The organism is Arthrobacter sp. W4I7 (genome assembly GCF_030816215.1).
Lineage (GTDB): Bacteria > Actinomycetota > Actinomycetes > Actinomycetales > Micrococcaceae > Arthrobacter > Arthrobacter siccitolerans_A.
This window is the reverse complement of sequence record NZ_JAUSXU010000001.1, coordinates 363,293-384,392: the sequence shown is the minus strand read 5'-3', so window position 1 is coordinate 384,392 and position 21,100 is coordinate 363,293. Positions and strand designations below refer to the sequence as shown.

General features: G+C 63.4%; 15 protein-coding genes and 1 pseudogene. 7 read left to right on the top strand and 9 right to left on the bottom strand.

The genetic code is table 11. The features are described 5' to 3' along the window. Positions 1-25: 25 nt before the first annotated feature. On the bottom strand, positions 26-1,360 hold the full coding sequence (locus tag QF047_RS01720; protein WP_307273232.1) for an extracellular solute-binding protein: 1,335 nt from the start codon (positions 1,358-1,360) through the stop codon (positions 26-28). 184 nt (positions 1,361-1,544) lie between these two features. Next, on the bottom strand, positions 1,545-2,546 hold the full coding sequence (locus QF047_RS01715; RefSeq protein WP_307273230.1) for a LacI family DNA-binding transcriptional regulator: 1,002 nt from the start codon (positions 2,544-2,546) through the stop codon (positions 1,545-1,547). A gap of 295 nt (positions 2,547-2,841) precedes the next feature. On the opposite strand from QF047_RS01715, the gene QF047_RS01710 reads away from it, so the two are divergent. Further along, entirely contained in the window at positions 2,842-3,828 is a 987-nt protein-coding gene (locus QF047_RS01710) for an aldo/keto reductase (protein ID WP_307273228.1), read from the top strand. 89 nt (positions 3,829-3,917) lie between these two features. Here QF047_RS01710 and QF047_RS01705 read toward each other — a convergent pair. Beyond that, positions 3,918-4,304, bottom strand: a pseudogene (locus QF047_RS01705) (SDR family oxidoreductase); the annotation flags it as partial. Positions 4,305-4,418: 114 nt separating this feature from the next. Here QF047_RS01705 and QF047_RS01700 point away from each other — a divergent pair. Together QF047_RS01700 and QF047_RS01695 are read left to right on the top strand one after the other, a co-directional pair. Next, entirely contained in the window at positions 4,419-4,976 is a 558-nt protein-coding gene (locus tag QF047_RS01700) for a hypothetical protein (protein WP_307273225.1), read from the top strand. Continuing rightward, positions 4,973-7,837 (top strand): ATP-binding cassette domain-containing protein, encoded by a 2,865-nt coding sequence (locus tag QF047_RS01695; RefSeq protein ID WP_307273224.1) that lies wholly within the window; start codon positions 4,973-4,975, stop codon positions 7,835-7,837. Before QF047_RS01700 ends, QF047_RS01695 begins: the two co-directional genes overlap by 4 nt. Before the next feature lie 51 nt (positions 7,838-7,888). Here QF047_RS01695 and QF047_RS01690 read toward each other — a convergent pair whose 3' ends face one another. From QF047_RS01690 to QF047_RS01675, 4 genes are all read right to left on the bottom strand, one after another. Further along, positions 7,889-8,848, bottom strand: coding sequence for a carbohydrate kinase (locus QF047_RS01690; protein ID WP_307273221.1), 960 nt, complete (start codon positions 8,846-8,848; stop codon positions 7,889-7,891). A gap of 103 nt (positions 8,849-8,951) precedes the next feature. Continuing rightward, positions 8,952-9,746, bottom strand: coding sequence for an ATP-binding cassette domain-containing protein (locus QF047_RS01685; protein ID WP_306635981.1), 795 nt, complete (start codon positions 9,744-9,746; stop codon positions 8,952-8,954). Next, positions 9,743-10,789 (bottom strand): ABC transporter permease, encoded by a 1,047-nt coding sequence (locus QF047_RS01680; protein ID WP_307273218.1) that lies wholly within the window; start codon positions 10,787-10,789, stop codon positions 9,743-9,745. The genes QF047_RS01685 and QF047_RS01680 overlap by 4 nt, the downstream gene beginning before the upstream one ends. Before the next feature lie 111 nt (positions 10,790-10,900). Then, positions 10,901-12,019 (bottom strand): substrate-binding domain-containing protein, encoded by a 1,119-nt coding sequence (locus QF047_RS01675; protein WP_307273216.1) that lies wholly within the window; start codon positions 12,017-12,019, stop codon positions 10,901-10,903. A gap of 165 nt (positions 12,020-12,184) precedes the next feature. Here QF047_RS01675 and QF047_RS01670 point away from each other — a divergent pair, with 165 nt between their 5' ends. The 4 genes from QF047_RS01670 to fdhA all read left to right on the top strand — a co-directional run bounded on the left by QF047_RS01670 (position 12,185) and on the right by fdhA (position 18,009). After that, positions 12,185-13,183, top strand: coding sequence for a LacI family DNA-binding transcriptional regulator (locus QF047_RS01670; RefSeq protein ID WP_307273214.1), 999 nt, complete (start codon positions 12,185-12,187; stop codon positions 13,181-13,183). A gap of 50 nt (positions 13,184-13,233) precedes the next feature. After that, positions 13,234-13,527 carry a putative quinol monooxygenase gene (locus QF047_RS01665; protein WP_307273212.1) on the top strand — a complete coding sequence of 98 codons (294 nt, stop codon included), beginning with the start codon at positions 13,234-13,236 and terminating at the stop codon, positions 13,525-13,527. A 258-nt stretch (positions 13,528-13,785) separates the two neighbouring features. Further along, positions 13,786-16,407: a GH32 C-terminal domain-containing protein gene (locus tag QF047_RS01660; protein ID WP_307273210.1), complete on the top strand. Its 2,622-nt coding sequence runs from the start codon at positions 13,786-13,788 to the stop codon at positions 16,405-16,407. 384 nt (positions 16,408-16,791) lie between these two features. Further along, complete coding sequence (gene fdhA / locus QF047_RS01655) at positions 16,792-18,009, top strand: formaldehyde dehydrogenase, glutathione-independent (RefSeq protein ID WP_307273209.1); 1,218 nt, start codon at positions 16,792-16,794, stop codon at positions 18,007-18,009. A gap of 484 nt (positions 18,010-18,493) precedes the next feature. On the opposite strand, the gene QF047_RS01650 is transcribed toward fdhA, so the two are convergent. Together QF047_RS01650 and QF047_RS01645 are read right to left on the bottom strand one after the other, a co-directional pair. Then, positions 18,494-19,627 (bottom strand): helix-turn-helix domain-containing protein, encoded by a 1,134-nt coding sequence (locus tag QF047_RS01650; RefSeq protein WP_307273207.1) that lies wholly within the window; start codon positions 19,625-19,627, stop codon positions 18,494-18,496. A gap of 97 nt (positions 19,628-19,724) precedes the next feature. Further along, positions 19,725-20,954 (bottom strand): ROK family transcriptional regulator, encoded by a 1,230-nt coding sequence (locus QF047_RS01645; protein WP_307273205.1) that lies wholly within the window; start codon positions 20,952-20,954, stop codon positions 19,725-19,727. Positions 20,955-21,100: the final 146 nt, after the last annotated feature.

Sequence of the window (21,100 nt, the reverse complement as noted above, 5' to 3'; positions counted from 1 at the left end):
AAGGACTCCTTTGTCACTCGTGCGGTTAGACCGGGTTGGGCCGGGAAAGAAGGTTGTTGGTGCGCTCTTCGAAGGCGTCCCAACCTGCAACTGCCTTGTCGCGTCCCAGGAGGACGTTCTGTACGTTCTCCGCGAAGTAGGTCTGCCAGTCGGAGCCTGAGCCGCTGAACCAGGCTTCGGGATCGTAGGCAATGACATCGGCTGCATTGGCGTAATGCACCTGCGGCGTAAGGTCCTTGTAGGCCTGCGACTGGACCACGGGCTGGTAGGCAGGAATATGGCCCGCTTCTGCCCAGGAGAGTGATCCTTTGAGGACATCGCTGACGAACTTGTAGACGTCGCGGCGCTTCGCTTCATCCACATTCAGTTGCCGTGGAAGGACGAAGGAATGCGAGTCCGCGTAGGCTGCTGGCGTGCCATAGAGCGTGGGAATGGTCGCGGCGTCCACCGGCAGTCCTGCCTTCTTGAGCGTCGGCAGTTCCCAAACGCCGCTAAAGAGCATGCCCGAGTCGCCGCGGGCGAATTCCGCGATGCCGGTGCTGATGTCGCCGCTCTTGGCCGCGATGGTGTCATCAAAAAGCGATGCCATGAATTCCAGCGACTCAATGGCTGCGTCCCGGTCAACCTTCATCGGCTGGCCCGGTGTCAGTTCCATGTCAGCGCCGTGCTGCTTGTAGAGGGTGTAGAAGAGCCGCCACATCTGGGATCCACTGCCAAGGTAGCCGAAGGACAGTCCATGGGCTTGAGTGACGTTCTGCATTTCCCTGGCCATGGCCATGAATTCCTGCGGGGAAGCCACTTCCTGCAGTTGCCCGTTGCTGGCCAGGACTCCTGCCTTGCGGGCGATGTCGGTGTTGTAGAACATGACGAAGGGATGTGAATCCAGGGCGATGGAGAACACCTTGCCGTTCTGCTGGCTCTTCTCCCAGATTCGCGGGGCGAAGTCAGCACCGGAAACTCCGTGCTCTGCCAGCAGCGAGAGGTCCCACGGGTCGATCAGGCCGCCTGGAGCGTAACCCGGAACCCGGCTGGCATGCATGATGGCTACCTCAGGCGGGCGTCCTCCTGCCGAGGCCATGGCCAGTTTGGTGTAGTAAGGGGGTCCCCAGGCCAGCACGGTGGGATGCACCTTGAAGTCCGGATTGGCCTGGTTGGCGCCGTTGATCATCGCCTGCATCTTGATACCGTCGCCACCTGACAGCAGATGCCAGAAGCCGATATCCCGCACCGTGGAGGCCTGGGCGTTCCCGCCGCAGCCGGTCAAGGCGCCTGCTGCCAGGACGCTGCCCAGGGCGGCCGTTCCTGTCAGTAACTGCCTACGGGACAACTGCTTCCCGGGAAAAAATTCAAACTGCTTCACCAATCACTCCTTTGGATGGGTCCGCTGAAAGGGCACTTCTTCTTGCTCAAGACTTCCGGTTCCGGCGCGCTGCGTTCCCCGCCAATGTTGCACTGAGGGTGACGCGGGTCTCACATTACATCGATGTAATAGCTGCGGCAAGAGAAAATTGTTAGCGCCAACAATTTGATCGACTGTTCTCGTTTCAGCCGCGGCTGCTGTCCCGTTCCACAATGCTGTAGTCGATGGAAACCACGCGCTGCTCCTGGCCCCTGTCCGCCATCCGTTCCGTCAGGAGGCGCAGGGCTTCGCTGGCAATGGCGCGCTTGTCAAAGGACACGGTGGTCAAGGAAGGCACGGCATAGCGGCCGTCGGCGATGTCGTCGAAGCCCGCCACTGCAATATCGTCCGGTATCCGCAGGCCCCTCTTCCAGAGCACGCTCAGGGCGCCGATGGCCATGGAATCCGTGAAGCAGAACAGGGCCTCGGGAAGGGGATGCGAGTCCAGGTAGGTGCTGAGTGCATCGGCGGCAGTCTGCGGCGTCCATTTTTCACAGGGAACCAGCAGTGACTCGTCCCGGGCGATGCCCAGGATCTCCAGTGCCTGTTCATAGCCTTGAGTTCTCGCGATCGCCGCGGCCGATCCCCGGCCCTGGGTGGTTCCCAGGACGGCGAGTCTGCGGCGCCCGGACTTCGCCAGGGCCAGTGTCATGTCCCGCGCGGCCGCGACGCTGTCCACGAAGACGCGGTCGGCGAGCTTTTGGGTGACCTCACCCAGCAGGACAACGGGCGGAAGGGCAACGCCCACCTGGACGGCGCTCTCATCCAGCACCACAGGGTTGAGGATCAGCCCGTCGATCAGATTGGTGCGGGCACGCACCATGAGTTCATGTTCGCGCTGGGGGTCGGAGCCGGTTTCCTCGATCTGCACAACCCAGCCCTGCTCATGCGCCACCTCGACGATGTTGTGGGCAATCTCCGCCGAGTAGGGCGTAGCAAGGTCAGGCAAGGCCAGCGCAATGACACCGGACCTCCCGTTCCGCAGTCCACGGGCGGAGAGATTGGGCACGTAATCCAGATCGAGAATGGCCTGCTCCACCTTCAGCCTGGTGGCTTCACTTACCGGAACGATGCCGTTCATCACGTTCGAGACAGTCTTGGGTGAAACACCTGCGCGGCGCGCGACGTCCTTGACTGTTGCGCGCACTGCTCCCCTTTCAGACCCACGACGCCTACTCAGCAGGCAGTGGCGTACGCTGCAGATGACTTTGCTGACGATGTTACCTCCCGTCCCGGGCAACGCCGGAGGCGTGTTGATGCATCACTACCGAAGGGTCGTGCCGCGTCTTGAGGGCAGCTCCGTCGGATCGGGGGTGCCGACAAGGGAGGGTCTGCCAGTCCCCGTTTCAGCAGGGACTCCCTTGCGCGTCCGCGAAGGCGTTGACTGGAGGTAAGCCCGGCACATGGGCGTCGGCAGGACGATACCAGCAAAGGGAGATTCTATGCATACACGGACACTTGGGCAGGGCCTGCAGGTCTCGGCTATCGGCCTTGGCTGCATGGGCATGTCCCAGAGCTACGGCCCCAACCCCGGGGACCGCCAGGCGATGATCGGTGTGTTGCGGGACGCGGCCGGGATCGGAATCAATTTCTTTGACACGGCCGAGGTGTACGGACCCTTCGTCAATGAGGAACTCGTGGGGGAAGCACTCGCGCCGGTCCGGGAACAGGTAGTCATCGCCACGAAGTTCGGGTGGCGGATCGAGGACGGGAAATCCGTGGGGCTGGACAGTTCGCCTGAGCGGATAAAGCGCGTTGGGGAGGAGTCACTGCGCCGGTTGCGCGTTGACACGCTCGACCTCTTCTACCAGCACCGCGTTGATCCCGATGTGCCCATCGAAGAGGTGGCCGGCGCGGTGGGCGAACTCGTCCAGGCCGGGAAAGTCCGCCACTTCGGGTTGTCAGAGGCTTCGGCAGCGACCATCCGCGCCGCCCACGCCGTCTTTCCCGTGACGGCTGTCCAGAGCGAGTACTCGCTGTGGACCCGGGATCCGGAGCCGGAAGTGCTGCCAACGCTGGCGGAACTGGGGATCGGTTTCGTGCCCTTCAGCCCGCTGGGCAAGGGGTTCCTCACCGGAACCGTGGATACGTCCACGAAATTCTCGGAGGGTGACGTTCGGGGCACCATCCCCCGCTTCACGCCCGAGAACCGCGCCGCCAACCAGGCACTGGTGCAGCACGTCGCCGGCCTCGCCGCTGCCAAGAACGCCACCCCAGGACAGATCGCACTTGCCTGGCTCCTCGCGCAGCAACCGTGGATTGTGCCGATCCCCGGGACGCGCCGCCGCGAGCGCCTGGAGGAGAACGCGGGCGCCACCGCCGTTGCGTTGTCCGCCGATGAAGTGGCCGACCTCGATGCAGTCGCCGCCCGGATCGGCGTGCAGGGGAACCGCTACAACGATCTGCATATGGGCCTTGTCGGGCGATGACCTTCATAACTGCGTAATTTTCAAACAGAAGCGGACGACGCCGGGAGGCCCCCGCCGTCGTCCGCTTCCCTGTGTGCCTACTCGCTTCCCTAGAGCGCGGACCAGCCGCCGTCGGAGGCAAGGATGGCGCCGTTAATGTTGGTGCCGTCGTCGCTGAGCAGGAAGGTGATGGATGCGGCGAGCTGCGCTGCGGTGGCGGGCGCGGGGACAGTGGCCTGCATAAGCGGGCCAAGGCGTTCGGCGGCCAGCTGGGACCCCCTGTCGGCAACGATGTTGGTGATCGTGGCACCCGGAGCCACGGCGTTGAAGCGCAGACCCTTGGGTCCATACATCACGGCCGAGTTCTTGGTGAGGCCTACCACTGCGTGCTTCGACGCGGTGTAGGCCGCGCCGGCAGCGGAACCTCGCAGGCCCGCTTCGGAGGCGACGTTAACCACGGAACCGGTCCCTGCCTGGAGCATCAGCGGCACCAAGGCGGTCGAACGGACTGATGGTGGTTCGCGGGCATCTCACCCGCTGCGATGACAGACCGGGCGTCACACAACACGACGGCCTCCAAATCCGGGCCACCAACGCCCTACCCTTGACAGGTGACTTTGACTAAGATCCGCACCGCCGCCGCGAGCTCCCTCGCCGCCGCCGGTCTCCTGTTTACCCTCGCAGCCTGCTCCGCGCCGGCTACCACCCAGCCCGCTGCCTCCGAATCGGCTTCCACAGCAGCCACTTCTGCCAGCGCCTCCGACGGACCCTGCGCTGGCGTGAAAGTCATCATCGATTCGGGCGCGCTGAAGCAGGCCGCCGCCGACACCTCCGTTTGCGTGCCCGTGGACGCGCCCACCGTCGCTTCCGCGGTGCTCGACAAGGCAAAGGTGAAAACCGAGGGCACCACCCAGTATCCAACTGAACTGGTGTGCCGTGTGAACGGCGTGCCTGCCGCGGACCTGGACATCGTCCACAAGGGCGGCACCTACCGGGAAGAGTGCAAAGGCATGCCCGCCGCGTTTGCCTACTGGGCTTTCTGGGTCAAGCCGGCCTCCGGTGACTGGGCATACGCCCAGGAGGGCCTCGCCACCCAGAAGGTGAGCCCCGGAGAGAGCCTGGAACTGCTCTTCACCGTCGACGGCGAACCGGCCGCCCCCAAGGCATGACCTTTCGACCCGCGCCGCTGCGCGCCGGCATTGCTCTCGCCGTCGTGTTCATCGCGGCGCGGGTCATCTACCGCGTCCTCTTCAACGGCGCGGGCATTGGCTCGCCCATCCTGCTCGATCTGCCAGCCATGCGTCTGCCTGCCCCCTACGCCCATGTGGTCTTCCTCGGTCCGGTCTCCGGTCCCGGGCTGTGGGCGGCGGTCCTGTCCGCCCTGCCCATTGCCGGTATGTTCCTCGGGTTCGGCCTGCTCAACGCCTGGGTGGACGTGGCCCGCGGCTTCGTGCACCTGGCCCGCCGCGGTCCCATGCAGGGCACTGCCCGGATGCTGGTGGTGGCGTGGGCGGCACTCCCTGCACTGTCCGACGCCGTGACCTCCGTACGCCTGGCGTTCCGGTTGCGGGGTGAACGCTTCGGACCGCGCGCCCTGGTGCCCGTGCTCGAGCGCACCCTGGAGCACGCCAGCAGGGTGGCAGCGGCCCTGGAACTGCGTGGCTTCGGGAGCCGGGCACCAAACCAGTCTGGCTCCCATTCCGAAGCGCCGGTCTTCATCCGGGACGCACAATTCCGCATCGGTGATGCCACCGTCCGTGTTGCCGGGTTCACCCCCGCCAGTGGCTCTATTTCCGTCATTACCGGGCCCACCGGTTCCGGCAAATCCACCATCCTGCGGGGTATCGCCGGCCTCCTCTCCCACGTCGACGGCGGGGACATCTTGGGCACCGTGCGCATTGCCGGGGCGGACCGCGCCACCACTCCGCCGCGCGATACCGCCCGTCACGTAGGCGTCGTCCTGCAGAATCCCCGGGCCGCCTTCGCCAGCACCCGGGTCCGGGATGAAATCTCCCTCGCCCTTGAGCTGCGCGGCATGCCATCCGCGTCCACCAAGGCCCGCGTGCAGGAGGTTTCCGAGCGGATTGGCGTGGCCGCGCTGCTGGACCGGAATCTCACCACCCTCTCGGCAGGGGAGGCAACACTAGTGGCCATCGCCGCCGCAGTGGTGGACCATCCGGCCCTGCTCCTGGTGGACGAGCCACTCGCCGACCTCGACACCGCAGCCCGCGCACGCGTCATCGCCGTACTTCATGCACTCGCCCGCGACACAGGTGTCTGTGTCATCGTGGCCGAGCATCGGGCGGAAGCGCTCGTCCCCGTTGCCGACTCATGGTGGACCATCGACGACGGCGCCCTGCTGCCAAGTGCCCCGCCAGCCGCGTCTTCGCACCCAATCGCTGTCCCCGACTCGCCAGCAGAGCGCCTGGACGTCCCGCCCGTGCTGACGGCGACCAACCTCGCGGTACACCGCAAGGGCAAGCCGCTGGTGCGCGACGCGTCCCTGACCCTGCACCGCGGCGAAGTGGTGGCCCTCGTAGGGCCGAACGGCGCCGGGAAGTCGTCCCTCCTGGTGGCGCTTGCCCTCGGTGAAGGAGCGGTGAGTGAAGGAACGGTCGACGGCGGCACGGGCGACGGCGGCCGGGTCGCCCTGGTGCCGGACGCCTCGGACGACCTCTTCACCAGGGATACCGTCGCGGGAGAGCTTCGCGCCGCCGAGCGGCGACAGGCCCGCCGAAAAGGCGGAGTCCACCCTGCACCCGGCTCCGCAGCGTCCCGCCTCGCCCGTTTGCGCGGAGACGTCACCATTCCCATCGGGCATGAGCATCCCCGGGACCTTTCCGCCGGAGAGCGCAGAGTCCTTGCCATCGCCCTGCAGACCATGGACGATCCTCAAGTACTCCTGATCGACGAGCCCACCCGCGGCCTCGATCCCGCGGCGCGCACGGCAGTTTCGGCGGCGCTGCGGGCCGCAGCGAACTCCGGTGCGGCGGTCCTGATCGCCACGCACGACCTCAACTTTGCCCACGGCCTCGGCGCCCGGATCCTCTCGATGCGTGACGGAGTCGCGCCCTCTGCCGAAACGGAAGCCGCTCGGGCTGATGCCGTCTCCGGGCAGCCTGCAACAGCACCTCAAATCCCAGCACGAAAGTTCACCGACGAACCAACCGACGAATCAACCGACGCTCACAGCGCGAGGAAGCACCACCGCGTCCGGATGCCGCGGCCCGTCGAGCTCGCCGTCCTCGCCGCCGCAAACCTCTTGGCTCTCGGTGCCTTCTGCTGGCCGCTGCTCGCTGCGGCCCTGCCGCAGGATGCCGCCGCGGCACTCCCGTACGCGGCGCTGGCCATGGCACCCATCGCCGTCGTGGCTATCGTGGTGTCCCTTGACGGATCCGTCCGCTCCGCACACACGGTGGCATTGCTCGGTGTCCTGGCCGCGGTAGGTTCCGCGGTGCGGGTGGCGAGCACCGGCGTCGGGGGTGTGGAGGCAGTCTTTATTCTGCTGATCCTGGCCGGCCGGGCTTTTGGCGCCCGTTTCGGCATGCTCCTCGGCGCGGCCACCATCGCCGTCTCAAGTGCTTTGTGGGGTGGGATCGGGCCGTGGACACCGTTCCAGATCTTCGCCTGCGCGTGGGTGGGCGCGGGTGCCGGCCTGCTCCCCCGCCGGGTGCGCGGGAAGGCAGAACTGTGGATGCTGTGCGGCTACGGCGTGGTGGCGTCCTACCTGTTCGGCCTGCTGACCAACCTGTGGTTCTGGCCCTTCGCGGTGGGCGCCGGCACGGGCATCTCTTACGAGCCGGGCGCGCCGCTGGACACCAACCTCAGCAGCTTCCTGCTGTACTCGCTGGTGACGTCGACGGCGGGGTGGGACACCCTGCGCGCCACCACCACGATCATCGGCATCGCGGTGGTAGGCCGGGCCATCCTCGCCGCGCTGCGGCGCGTGAAGCCGGTCTCCAGCGCGGGCGGGCAGGCTGGGAAGGTCCAGCCCGCCCAGGCCAAGGATCCACTACAACTCAAGGCCTGAGGACCCCACCGAAAAATAGTGTGCAGGACCAACCCCTTTTGATGATGTGCTTCAGGCACCTGCGTACTGAGCAGGGGCATTGGCTTCGACTGCGGCGTTCAGTTCCTCAAGGGTCGGTGGGTTTGCTCCGGGGCGCTGTACTGTGATGGCCGCGGCTGCGGCTGCGGTGTGTCCAAGCTGCTCCAGGACAGCTGGGGCCAAGCCTTCGGTTCCTCGGGTGAGGAACCCCAGGATAAGGGCGGACATGTAGGAGTCCCCGGCGCCGATGGTGTCTGCAACTGTCGTTTTCACGGCGGGGATGCTGATGGTGGCGGCGGCTGTGGTGAACTGGGAACCTTCAGCGCCTTTAGTAATGACGGTCAACCGGGTGCCCAGTCCGAGGATGTGTGCTGCGGTTTCGTCCAGGCTTTTCCGGGGGTACAGCCACTGGGCGTCCTCATCGCTGAGTTTGACCACGTCGGTGAGGGCCACGAGCTCTTCGAAGATGGCCTTCGCTTCCGTGTGGCTGCCGAGGAGGGCTGGCCGAATGTTGGGGTCATAGGTGATCATGCAGTGCCGGTGGGCCTGTTCCAGCAGGGCTTTTACGCCGCTGGCACCTGGGCTAAGGAAAGTGGCGATGGATCCCGTGTGCAGGATTTTGGGGAAGTACGCCGGCGGTGTGGGGGCCAGGTCCCAGGAGATATCGAACTCGTACGTGGCAGAGCCGTCCGGAGCGAGGGTTGCTGTTGCGGATGCCGTCCGGGAGAGGGATTTCGAGCCGGGCAGGAGTACCACTCCTGCGGTGCGGAGATGGTTTTCGATGGCGGTCCCCCGGGCGTCCGGCGCGATGGCCGTTAGCAGGCCTGTGGTCACGCCGAGGCGGCCGAGTCCGTAGGCTACATTGGCCGGCGAGCCGCCCGGGTGTTCCACCTGGCCGTGTGACGTTGTGACCACGTCGATCAGCGCTTCGCCCACGACCGTAACGTCAAGTGTCGGGTGAATGTCCTGCCGGGCTGTTGTGAGGTAATCCATGGTCTGTCTCTCGTGGGGAGCTGTGGTGGGGGCTGTTCAAGCGACGTCAGTCCGCGGACCGGTAACCTGGTCCGCGGACTGACGTCGGGGGGCAAACAGTTGATCAGGCGGTGGCTGCACCGGTCATGATTGCCACTGCATCGGTCATATTGTGGGATTGCGGGGTGATGGTGGCCGCGCATTTGCCGAGGCGCTGGATGTGGATGCGATCTGCCACGTCGAACACGTGGGGCATGTTGTGGCTGATCAGGATGACCGGCAGGCCGCGGTCCCGGAGGTCCCGGACCAGCTGCAGGACCTGGTTGGACTCGCGCACGCCCAGCGCCGCCGTCGGCTCATCCAGCACCACAACCTTTGAACCGAACGCCGCGGCACGGGCGACCGCCACGGCCTGGCGCTGGCCGCCGGAGAGGTTCTCGACCGGGACGGTGACGTCCTGAAGGGTGGAGATGCCGAGCCGCGTGAGCTCGTCCTTGGCTTTGCGGCGCATTCCCTTGGTGTCCAGGACGCGGAAGAGCTTGCCCACCGGGCCGGGGACCCGCTCTTCACGCCCGAGGAACAGGTTTGACGCCACATCGAGTGCCGGCGATACCGCCAGGTTCTGGTACACGGTCTCGATCCCGTGGGCGCGGGCATCCTGCGGCCGCTTGAAATGTACCGGCTGTCCTGAGACGAAGAGTTCGCCGGAATCCGGGACTTCCGCTCCGGTAAGGCATTTGATCAGGGTTGATTTGCCTGCACCGTTGTCGCCGATGATGGCCAGGACTTCGCCGGGGTAGAGGTCCAGGCTGACGCCGTCCAGGCCGACCACGCGGCCGAAGGTCTTGACGAGGTTCCTGGCTGACAGGATTGGCTCGCGGGTGGCGGTGTGGGGGGCTGCTGATTCTGTCATGGTCATGACTTGACCTTTCGGATCCACTGGTCGATGGACACAGCGAGGATGATCAGGACGCCTACGGCGAGGGTCTGGTACAGAACGTCCAGCCCGGCGAGCGAGAGTCCGTTGCGGAAGACGCCGACGATCAGGGCGCCGAGGAGTGTTCCCCAGACGGAGCCGCGGCCGCCGAAGAGGCTGGTTCCGCCGATCACGACGGCGGTGATGGAGTCGAGGTTCAGGTCCACACCGGCGTTGGGGCTGGCTGCGTTGGTGCGGCCGATCTGGATCCAGGCGCCGATGGCCAGGACGGCGCCGGCGGCGAGGTAGACGCTCATGAGGACTTTGTTCACGGCGATGCCGGCCAGGCGGGCGGCTTCCTTGTCATCGCCCACGGCGTAGACGTGCCGGCCCCAGGCCGTCTTGCCGAGGATGAAGGCGATGGCGATGTAGAGCAGGAGCATCACGACGACGCCGGTGGAGATCCTGACGGCGCCCACCGGGAAGGTCGTCCCGGTCCAGGTCAGCAGGCCCGGCATTGCCGAGCCACGCACTGTTGCTCCGTTGGAGTAAAGCAGCGTCAGGGCGATGAAGATATTCAGGGTGCCGAGGGTGACGATGAACGGAGGGAGCCGGAACCTGGTGACCAGGAATCCGTTCACGGCTCCGGCGGCGAGTCCCACGATCAGGCCTGCAAGCAGGGCAACGGGCGCGGGGAGCCCGTTGTTGACGGCGAGCTGGGCCACGACCATGGAGGACAGGATCATCACGGCTCCGACGGACAGGTCAATCCCGGCCGTGAGGATGATGAGTGTCTGGGCGATGGCCAGGGTGCCGACGACGGAAACCTGCTGGGTAATCAGCGAGAGGTTTTCAACCCGCAGGAACCTGTCATTAAGCAGGCCGAACACAACCACCGCGATGAGAAGTACGAGGGCCGGGCTGAGGGCGGGGTAGCGGTGGAGGATGTTGCGTATCCGGCTGAGCGGGGTCTGGCGGTCAAGGAATTCCTCCGCCAGGTCGGCATGCCCGGCGCTGGGCGGGCCGGCGGTCTGTTGCTGGGTCACGATGGGTCCTGATCTTCGATGATGGTTTGCTAGGGCGGAGCTAGCGCGGAATTGGTGCTCCGGGGAGGCCGTAGCGGTGCGCGACCTCCCCGGGCGCATGGCTGCGGGGTTCTATTTGCCCCAGCAGATATCGGAAGCTTCAGTGGTGGTGATGCTCTTGATGCCGTCGGCCGGCTTGTCGGTGACGAGTTCGACACCGGTGTTGTAGAAGTCCAGGCCCGGCGAGTTGGCAGGCTTGTTACCGGTCTTGGCCAGATCCACGATGGCCTTCACGCCAAGTTCGGCCATCTTGACCGGGTACTGCTGGGCGGTGGCGCCGATAACGCCGGACTTGACGTTGTTCACGCCGCTACAGCCGCCATCAACCGAAACCACGAGCACGTCCTTCTCCTTGCCCGCGGACTTCAGTGCCTCGAAGGCACCGGCGGCGGCGGGTTCGTTGATGGTGTAGACGACGTTGACATTCGGGTTCTTGGCGAGGAGGGTTTCCATCGCCGTGCGCCCGCCGTCCTCGGCGCCCTGGGAGGCCTGGCTGCCTACGATTTCGTACTCACCGCCCTTGCCGCCGGTGTACTTGCCGGTCTTGGCCTCATCACCGTTCTTCTTCTTGTCAGCGGTGTCGATGCCCAGCCCGGTCAGGAAGCCCTGGTCACGGTTATAGTCCACTGAGACGACCTTGTCGTCGAAGAGGTCCAGCAGGGCGATGGTCGCTTTTTTCCCGCCAAGCTGGGCTGCGGTCCATTTGCCGATCAACTGCCCGGCGGCGAAGTTGTCGGTGGCGAACGTGATGTCCGCGGCGTCGGCCGGGTCCGGCGGGGTGTCCAGGGCGATGACGAACAGGCCTGCATCCTTCGCCTTCTTCAGGGCGTCAACCACGGAGGGGCCGTTGGGCGTGATCAGGATCCCCTTATCCCCCTTGGAGATAGCGTTTTCGATCGCCTGGATCTGCGTTTCCTCATCGCCGTCGGCCTTGCCGGCGGCCAGCTTCAGGTCAACCCCGTCTGTTTCGGCGGCTTTCTTTGCACCGTCCTGCATGGAAACGAAGAACGGGTTGGTGGTGGTCTTCACGATCAGGGAGACGCCCACCTTCTCATCAGCGGAGCCTCCGCTGGCTGAGGGGCCACTGGAACTGCCGCCGCAGGCAGAAAGACTGACCGCTCCCAACGTCAGGACCGCTCCTGCCGCGAACAGGCGGGTGGCCATTGAACGGGGTGCTTTGGAACTCAACATTGAATCTCCTGGTGTTTGAGGCCTTAGCTGGCCTCGACAACGATGTCATAACGAGGTAAGCAGGATCACACGCTAGAGTCAATAGGAAAAGAACGAGAAGGAGCGACTTTCTTGACAACGATGTCCGATCGTTACCAACCACCCCTATCCCCGACGCGACCCACGATGCGCCATGTGGCGGCACTCGCGGGTGTCGGAATCAAAACCGTTTCCCGGGTGATCAACGACGAGGCCGGGGTATCTGAGGCCACTCGCCAAAAGGTGCTCGATGCCATCGCGCAGCTCAACTACCAGCTGGACGTCACAGCCGGCAGCCTCCGCCGGGCGGGCAGAAGGACCCTCTCGGTTGGCCTCCTGCTGCCCAGCGTCTCCAACCCGTTCAGTGGTGAGATACACCGGGCCATGGAGGATGCGCTTGGCGCCCGGGGAATAGCCGTTTTCGCCGCCAGCCTCGACGACGACCCTAAACGGGAGCAGGCCATCATCGCAGCTTTCCTGGGCAGGCGGGTCGACGGCCTTGTCCTGACACCGATCGCTAAAAACCAGGCCTACATGATTCCGGAGCACTCCAGAAACCTGCCAATGGTCTTTATTGACCGGGAGCCGGTAGGGGTTGACGCTGATGCTGTGGTTACTGACAACGCCGTGGGTGCGGGCAAAGCGGCCGCACACCTGCTGATGCACGGACACACCAAATTGGCCTACCTGGGCGACCGCACAGACATCCAAACCGCGCGGGAGCGCCGGCGGGGCTTCCTCGAGGAGGTCAGTGGGGCAGGAATTCCCACCTCCGCACTACCCGTCATCGACGATCTTCATGATGAGGAAGCAGCGAGGCGGGCGGCCCTTGAACTGTTGAATTCCGAGGATCCTCCGACGGCAATCTTCTCCAGCCAGAACCTCGTCACCTTCGGAACGATGCGCGCCCTGAAGGAGCTTGGCGCACACAAGCGTGTGGCACTTGTCGGTTTTGACGACTTTACGCTTGCCGACATGATGGACCCCGGGGTTACTGTCATCGCTCAACACCCGGAGCGGATTGGCGTTAAGTCCGCCGAACGGCTTCTGGCCAGAATCGATGGCGACGATCAACCTCCGCGGACCTACGTTGTCCCCTCCGAGCTCATCCAAAGAGGCTCCGGCGAAATCCGCCCGCCGGCATAACCCTTTCCCAAGAAGAACTGCACCTCTGCAGCCAAATAAAGAGAGAGATCATGACCAAAACCTTGTATGCCGAATTCACCGTCAAAGCCGGCAGTGAGGCCCGCGTTGCCGAAATGATGGCCGAATTGACCCAGCACGTCCGCAACGAACCAGGCAACGAACTGTTTCTTCCCTACACCCGCGAAGAGAATCCCCGGGAATACTTCGTCTTCGAGGTCTACCGGGATGAAGCCGCGTTCCAAGAGCACATCACCGCAGACTACGGAGCCAGGTTCAACGAGGAATTGGCCCGCCACATCGAAGGTGACGCCTCGGAGCTGACCTGGCTCAACCCGGTCCTTTAGCCCGGCTGGAGACAGCGGCCATAGGGTAGGCGCCGCCCAGGGTTTCCCCTCAAGGACCGCTCCTTCGCACGCCTCAGCCCCCGTCCTGTGGACGCGGGGCCAGTCGTCGTTGCCTGGCCCGGCAACGTATTCAGACGCAGGAAATCAGCCACAAAATGGCCGTTGACTTGTCCGATAGACATCTTTTAGAGTCCATCGCGTTGACTGACAACGTTGTCTACTGGCTAGACACGCGCGATGAAGGGCGATACAAGCAACATGAAACAATCCACAATGCGGGGCGCGCGCAGCGTCTCTGCACTGACACTGGCCGGCCTCTCGCTCGCCACTGCATTGGCTGGTGCCATGCCCGCGTCCGCCGTCGAACTCGGGGATGAGCTGCACCGCCCGGCCATCCATTACACGCCGGAAAAGAACTGGATGAACGACCCCAACGGGCTCGTATTCCACAAGGGCGTTTACCACATGTACTACCAGCACAACCCCTCCGGGAACACCTGGGGGAACATGTCCTGGGGCCACGCCACGTCCAAGGACCTCGTCCACTGGGAAGAGCAGCCGTTGGCCATCTCCACCGATGCCCAGGAAGATGTTTTCTCCGGCAGCGTCGTCGTCGACAAAAACAACACGTCCGGACTGGGCACGGTGGAAAACCCGCCCCTGATCGCGATCTACACCAGTGCCTACAAGGAAGCGTCCCCGCACCGCGGCCTGCAGGCCCAGTCCCTGGCCTACAGTTTGGACGACGGCCAGACATGGACCAAGTACGACGGCAATCCTGTCCTGAGCCGGAACTCAGCCAATTTCCGTGACCCGAAGGTGTTCTGGTACGACAACCCGGCCGGCGGAGGCTACTGGGTCATGACCGCGGTGGAATCGCAGGAGCACAAGGTTGTCCTGTACAAGTCCGACAACCTCAAGGACTGGACCGCACTGAGCGACTTCGGGCCCGCCAACGCCACCGGCGGGCAGTGGGAGTGCCCCGACCTGTTCCCCCTGGCCGTTGACGGCGACACGAAGAACATCAAATGGGTCATGGTCGTCAATATCAACCCCGGAGGCGTCGCAGGAGGCTCCGCCGGGCAGTACTTCGTGGGCAACTTCGACGGCACCACGTTCACCTCCGAAACCACCAAACCAGCCACCGCCGCGCCGGCCGGAACAGTCCTGGCCGGATTCAACGACGGAGCCTACAACGGCTGGACTGTGAACAACGAACCGGGCAACTGGAAGAATGGGCCCTTCGGTGAGGCCCCGGCCGCCGGTTCCCTGCCCGGTCAGAGCCCCGTGACAGGATTCGGCGGCAGCGGGCTGATCAACTCTTTCAATGATGGGGACTGGCCACTCGGTTCCATGCAGTCACCCACATTCACCGTGACGGACGACTACTTGAACTTCCTCGTGGGCGGAGGCAAGCACCCCCATGTCTCGGACAAGCTGGACAATAACCCGCCCGAGGGCGAGCTCAAGTTTGACGGCTTCGAAGTTACCGAGGGGACGACGCTGGCCGATGCCGGCTGGACCGGCACAGGAGACCTGACCCCCAATTTCCAGCCAGCCACCAGCGGTGGGGACTATTACATTGGCGCCAAACGGATCAACACATTCGAAACCGGCACCGTACCCGGTGATGACCGCCAAGGTACCCTGACATCACCCGAGTTCCCCATCACGAAGAATTTCATGAGCATGTTGGTCGGAGGCGGCAACCGCTCCGCCGACTCCGGACAGACCCTGGCCGTCCAGTTGCTCGTTAATGGCAACGTGGTCCGCTCCCTGGCCGGTGACAACGGCGGGTTGCTGAACTGGAAAGGCTGGGACGTCTCCGAGTTCGCCGGGCAAAACGCCCGGCTGCGTATTGTCGACCAAGCGACCGGCGGGTGGGGACACCTGACCCTTGACCACGTCATGCTCACCGACGCTGCCGCTGTTCCCAGGTCCGATGAGGAAACGGTGAACCTGGTGGTCAACGGGAAGGTGGTACGTACGGCCACCGGCAACGACAGCGAAACCCTGGACTGGGCCTCCTGGGATGTCAAGGAATTCGTTGGCCAGCAGGCACACATCAAGGTTGTCGACGACAACCGGTTCGGCTGGGGGCACATACTCGCGGACGAATTCACAGCAAGCCCCGCCCCAGCGACGACCCGGCTGGAGTCCTATGACTGGCTGGATTACGGACGGGACTACTACGCCGCTGTGTCCTTCGGCAACATGCCCGAGGACAAGCGGATCATGCTGGGCTGGATGAATAACTGGGACTACGCCAACAACATCCCCACCAGCCCCTGGCGCAGCGCCATGGCCCTTCCCCGCGAAGTGAAACTCACCCAAACCCCTGACGGCCCCCGCCTCACCCAGAGCGCCGTGAAGCAAGTGGAAAAACTGGGAGGGAAAGTCAGCTATAACGACAAGAAGGGCGGCCCGATTTCCGCTGGCACGCACCCGCTGCCTGCACAGTTGGCAGGCCAGGTGCAGCAGGTGGACATCAGCTTCGCCCCCGGTACTGCAACAAAATCCGGCATCACCGTCCTTGGCGACGGAGAGTCGTCCACCGTCATCGGCTACGATGCCACGACCGGCAAGATGTTTGTTGACCGCACAAAATCCGGCAACACCACATTCCACCCGGCCTTTGCATCCATCGAGGACGCCGCCGTCACGCTGGACAAGAACGGCAACGTCACCATGCGGATCTACCTCGACCGCTCCTCCGTGGAGGTGTTCGCCCAGAACGGCCTGAAGACCATTACAGATCAGGTCTTCCCCAACCCGGGAGCCGACAAGATGGCCCTCTTCGCCGAGGGCGGTACCGCCCAGCTCAAGTCACTCAAGGTGACACCGCTGGAAGAGGCAATGTTCCTCCCCGGAACGAAATAACACTCACGATGTGACCGGCTCAGCTCCGAGCTGGAGCTGAAGGGACTGGGTCCGGTGATGCACCGGGCCCAGTCCCTTCAGCTTTTACCCTACGCACGCGTCGCGAGGTGAACCGCGATTAATCATGCATTCATTCCGCATGGTTATCTTCAAAATCTTGCGCTTTCATTGCAGGTCTTGTGACCCTAGTCTCATCAGTACAGGCTCGTCGACCGTCTGTCCCGTGCCCGTGAAGGGTGCTTCGGTGGCTTGAAACCTGGGGAGGTATCCTCATCGAAGCATTCTTCACGGGTCATGGGGCAGTGCCTGCAACTTTGCCGGACCAGTGCAAGGCCATCCCAATGGAAGGCCTGGCACCAAATACCCCTACCAAAAGGAGTGTCCATGTCAGGAAACAGAGCCGTTGCCTACAAAGAACCCGGTGTCGTCGAAATCATCGACACCGACTACCCGACGTTCGAGCTCAAAGATGGGCCTGGCGTCAATCCCGCCAATGTGGGCCGGAAAGTACCCCACGGCGCGATCCTGCGCACGGTGACCACCAATATCTGCGGCTCGGACCAGCACATGGTCAGGGGCCGGACCACGGCCCCCAAGGACCTCGTCCTGGGCCATGAAATCACCGGCGAAGTGGTGGAAGTCGGTCCGGACGTGGAGTTCATCAAGGTGGGAGACATTGTCTCTGTACCTTTCAACATCTCCTGCGGCCGTTGCCGGAACTGCAAGGAGCGCAAGACGGGCATCTGCCTGAACGTCAACCCTGACCGCCCGGGAAGCGCCTATGGTTATGTGGATATGGGCGGCTGGGTGGGCGGCCAAGCCGAATACGTGCTGGTCCCCTATGCTGACTGGAACCTGCTCAGGTTCCCGGACCGCGACCAGGCCCTGGAAAAGATCATGGACCTGACCATGCTTTCCGATATCTTCCCCACGGGCTTTCACGGCGCCGTCACCGCCGGAGTGGGCGTGGGATCAACCGTCTACATTGCCGGTGCCGGCCCGGTGGGCCTCGCGGCCGCCGTCGGCGCGCAGCTGCTCGGTGCCGCCGTCGTGATTGTCGGTGACATGAACGAAGACCGCCTGGCTCAGGCCCGCTCCTTCGGCTGCGAAACGGTGAACGTCACCAACGGCGATCCGAAGGACCAGATCGAGCAGATCCTTGGCGTCCCCGAAGTGGACTGCGGCGTCGACGCGGTAGGGTTCGAAGCCCGTGGCCACGGCAAGGACGCCTCCCATGAGGCGCCCGCCACCGTACTGAACTCGCTCATGGACATCACCGCTGCAGGCGGGGCCCTTGGCATTCCCGGCCTGTACGTCACCGGCGACCCTGGTGGAATTGACGAGGCAGCAAAGCACGGCTCCCTGTCGCTGTCCTTGGGCACCGGATGGGCAAAGTCCCTGTCGTTTACCACTGGACAGTGCCCCGTCATGTCGTACAACCGCCAGCTGATGATGGCCATCCTGCACGACAAGGTCCAGATCGCCAAGGCAGTAAACGCCACAGCGATCCCACTTGAGGACGCACCGCGGGGCTACGCCGAATTTGACGCCGGTTCGGCAACGAAATTCGTGCTGAATCCGAACGGATACGTCAAGGCGTAGAACCGCAGCCGGTGGGGCAACGTCAGATTGCGAAGCAATCACCACCTGGTGCAAGCTCACGGCCCCGGGCCGCCTCCCGCCGGCAAATCCCGGCATGTAGCCGGGACAGTCAGTAGCCGTTCACCCTAAGTAGCAACCCGCCCCGGTGGCACGGGCCTTCCTGGCCCGTGCCACCGGCGCGCATCCACTCTCCCGGCATAAGCAAAGGTAATCACATGACCTATAGCACCGATCAAGAATCAATTCTCCGCCTTAGCAGCAACGGGAAGGAGCATGTTGACATCCGGCTAGAAGCATCGAGTCCGGTGACCGTACGGCTGCAGCTGGATGGTGGCTGCAATTGCCAGCGTGGCACTGAACACCGCCCGGGTTCGTATATTGACAGCGACCTCGGCGTCCGCTGACACAGTATGACCGGTTGGCCCGAAACCTTGAAGATCAGCCGGTGAGGCTTACTTTTTCCGCTTCCGCTCCGCCCGTTCCGTCAAGCGCCAGGACTCAGCGACTTCCGCAGTTGTTGCAGCGCGACACCAACGACGGTCTCGGATCGGTGAATGTCCCTTACATTCATTCCGGTAAATTCTTTCACTGCACGGCGCATGCTTTGCACATTGGTGAATCCGGAGGATGCCGCGATTTCTGAGTAGGTGATCCTTTTGATATCGGCCTCAAGGAGGAGCTCAAGCGCTTTCCGCGTTCGCAAGGCACGTATGCGCTCCCCCAAACGGAGTTCTTCATTCTCGAAAAAGTAGAACAAAGAGCGACGGGAGAGGTTGAACCTCTCGGCAACCATGGCCACGTCCAGATCGGGGTTGTCATAACTGGCATCAAGGTATTTCCTTATAGCCCGGCTTAGTGCGGGTTTCTGCGCCTCATCATCGACTGCCGTTTCGAGCAGGGAAGCCACAAGGGTTGCCATCACGGATTGGAGGATTTCTGCGGTTCCCGGTGCTTCGCGGTCGATGCCCGGCCGCTTCCAGCTCATCAGCGTGGGGATTACGAAAGTGCCCACAATTGGATGTTTTGCGAGGTCAGGCAGTCGAAGCAGGGAGTGCAGCGCGGCCTCACTCACATTCAGGCTGCTGCGGTCAATGTTGAGCTGCAAAGCGTGAAATCCTTCGGGGGCATCGAAACTTCCACCACGCGAGGCATCGATGAATCTAACGGAACCTGGTGATACTGGCTCAGGAACGCCGTTGTGGGCGAGTGTTAGGCCGGGCGCTTTGCGGAAGTAGGCCAAGCGTAGATCCCTGTTGTCGGGATTAGGCGTCCATAAGCCGCGGGCAGGGGCGTTGTGTATTTCTATGAGGCTGAAGCCCGGCCCGGCAAGATTAATGGCTGTGGGATTGAAGGACACCGGCGTCTTAGGTGTCGACTTTTCCAATCGCATTGGGGTTTCGACGGCACTGCCGTACCACACTCGCCAATGCTCAAACCTTTGTTCAGGATTGAGCCCCTCCGGCACTTTATAGAGTCGCAGACGGCCGCTGTTCTCGTTATCAGATTGAGGCATGCCATCCTCCTTGACCACCTGACCTTCACGGCGGCCTTGAGAGTTGCCGCGACATTGCGGTGGCTCATAAGACCGGCCGGAAAAGAGTTCAGCTGTCAGGACCATTTTACCCGCGTCCACCTCTGCTTGGTCGTTGCGCGTATGGTCTCGGCGCCTGGCACGACGCGTACTGGCGCGGCTCATGCCCGAATAAGGAGGCACTTCAATGGGCTGTCTGGGCGACATGCTCCAGTTTCTGCAGATCGTGGGTATCGTCATGTCCGGCCACATGCAGGGTGTTCGCCAGCTCATTGACCCGGTGAGGGGCGAGGGCATATTCGACGGCCATAATGCTTGCCCCAATCACCCCAGCTTCCGGCCCGGTTTCGGATCGGGTGATATGGAGATGCTGGGTCGCCAACGGTGTTGAGCGTGCATAGACCGTTTCCCGTATTCCGGCGATCAGATGTTCTCCGGATTGTGAAAGCGATCCCCCCACCACAATGAGCGCCGGGTTGATGAAGCTCACGCACATGTTCAGCATTTCCCCGATGTCGCGCCCGGCCTGTCTGACGGCTTGAATAGCAGCCATATCGCCGGAACGAACGAGCGAGACGACGTCATTTCCGGTGATTGCCTCGAGTCCGTTCCCGCGGAGCTTCGCCGCGATGGCCGGAGTGCCCGCGATGGCCTCCAGGCAGCCACTCTTGCCGCAGCGACAGAGAATTCCTGCTCCGCTGGAAACGGCGATATGGCCGACGTCTCCAGCGACACCTGCCGCGCCTCGCTGCAACATCCCGCCACTTACCACCCCCGAGCCGATACCTGTGGCGACTTTAACGAAGATCATGTGGTCCTCGTTAGGCCAGCGCGCCGCCCGTTCGCCGAGGGCCATGAGATTGACGTCGTTATCGACGAGGACAGGAACATCAAAGGTCTGCCGCACGTAGGCGGGGACATCAAATCCGTCCCACCCCGGCATTATCGGCGGGCTGATCGGCTTTCCGGTGAAGTGTTCAACGGGACCAGGCAACCCGATACCGACGGCGATAATGTCCGCCGTTGAACACTCCATCACTTGCAAATGACCCTTCAGCGTCATCAGTAGCCAGTCCAGAACAGCTTCCGGTCCGCACGAAATTTCAAGTTGTTCCGTGGCTTCCACCAGGACCGTTCCCGACAGGTCCGTCAGCGCAACAGTGGCGTGCGTGGCGCCAACGTCAGCGGCAGCGGCCAACTTTGCACCCGGGTTGAATGCTAGTCGTGCCGAGGGGCGGCCTCCGGTGGAAGGCGCATCCGATACGGGGACAACCAATCCAAGTTTTAGGAGCGGCTCAAGGCGGGAACTGATCGCAGCCCTACCCAAGCCTGTTATCCCGGCCAGCTCTGCCCTGGTTCGCGGACGTCCGCCCCGAAGGATTTGTAAAAGTTCGCCAGGGCCGCCGTTGTCCATGTCTCTCCGTTTCGGGGGCTCAAAGGATGTGAATGCTGAGACTGAGGACGTGACAACAGGCTCACAGGACCCCGAGAGGGGCCGCTTCTCACCCAGTGTCAAGCTGCCCGCTCGTGTCCGTCCACTCATCGATGCCCGCAGCATCA

Bases quoted from the DNA above. Each gene is read 5' to 3' on its own strand.
- QF047_RS01710 (WP_307273228.1), top strand. From the start codon at position 2,842: ATGCATACACGGACACTTGGGCAGGGCCTGCAGGTCTCGGCTATCGGC.
- QF047_RS01695 (WP_307273224.1), top strand. From the start codon at position 4,973: ATGACCTTTCGACCCGCGCCGCTGCGCGCCGGCATTGCTCTCGCCGTC.
- QF047_RS01690 (WP_307273221.1), bottom strand. From the start codon at position 8,848: ATGGATTACCTCACAACAGCCCGGCAGGACATTCACCCGACACTTGAC.
- QF047_RS01685 (WP_306635981.1), bottom strand. From the start codon at position 9,746: ATGACCATGACAGAATCAGCAGCCCCCCACACCGCCACCCGCGAGCCA.
- QF047_RS01675 (WP_307273216.1), bottom strand. From the start codon at position 12,019: ATGTTGAGTTCCAAAGCACCCCGTTCAATGGCCACCCGCCTGTTCGCG.
- QF047_RS01670 (WP_307273214.1), top strand. From the start codon at position 12,185: ATGCGCCATGTGGCGGCACTCGCGGGTGTCGGAATCAAAACCGTTTCC.
- QF047_RS01665 (WP_307273212.1), top strand. From the start codon at position 13,234: ATGACCAAAACCTTGTATGCCGAATTCACCGTCAAAGCCGGCAGTGAG.
- QF047_RS01660 (WP_307273210.1), top strand. From the start codon at position 13,786: ATGAAACAATCCACAATGCGGGGCGCGCGCAGCGTCTCTGCACTGACA.
- fdhA (WP_307273209.1), top strand. From the start codon at position 16,792: ATGTCAGGAAACAGAGCCGTTGCCTACAAAGAACCCGGTGTCGTCGAA.
- QF047_RS01650 (WP_307273207.1), bottom strand. From the start codon at position 19,627: ATGGTCCTGACAGCTGAACTCTTTTCCGGCCGGTCTTATGAGCCACCG.
- QF047_RS01645 (WP_307273205.1), bottom strand. From the start codon at position 20,954: ATGGACAACGGCGGCCCTGGCGAACTTTTACAAATCCTTCGGGGCGGA.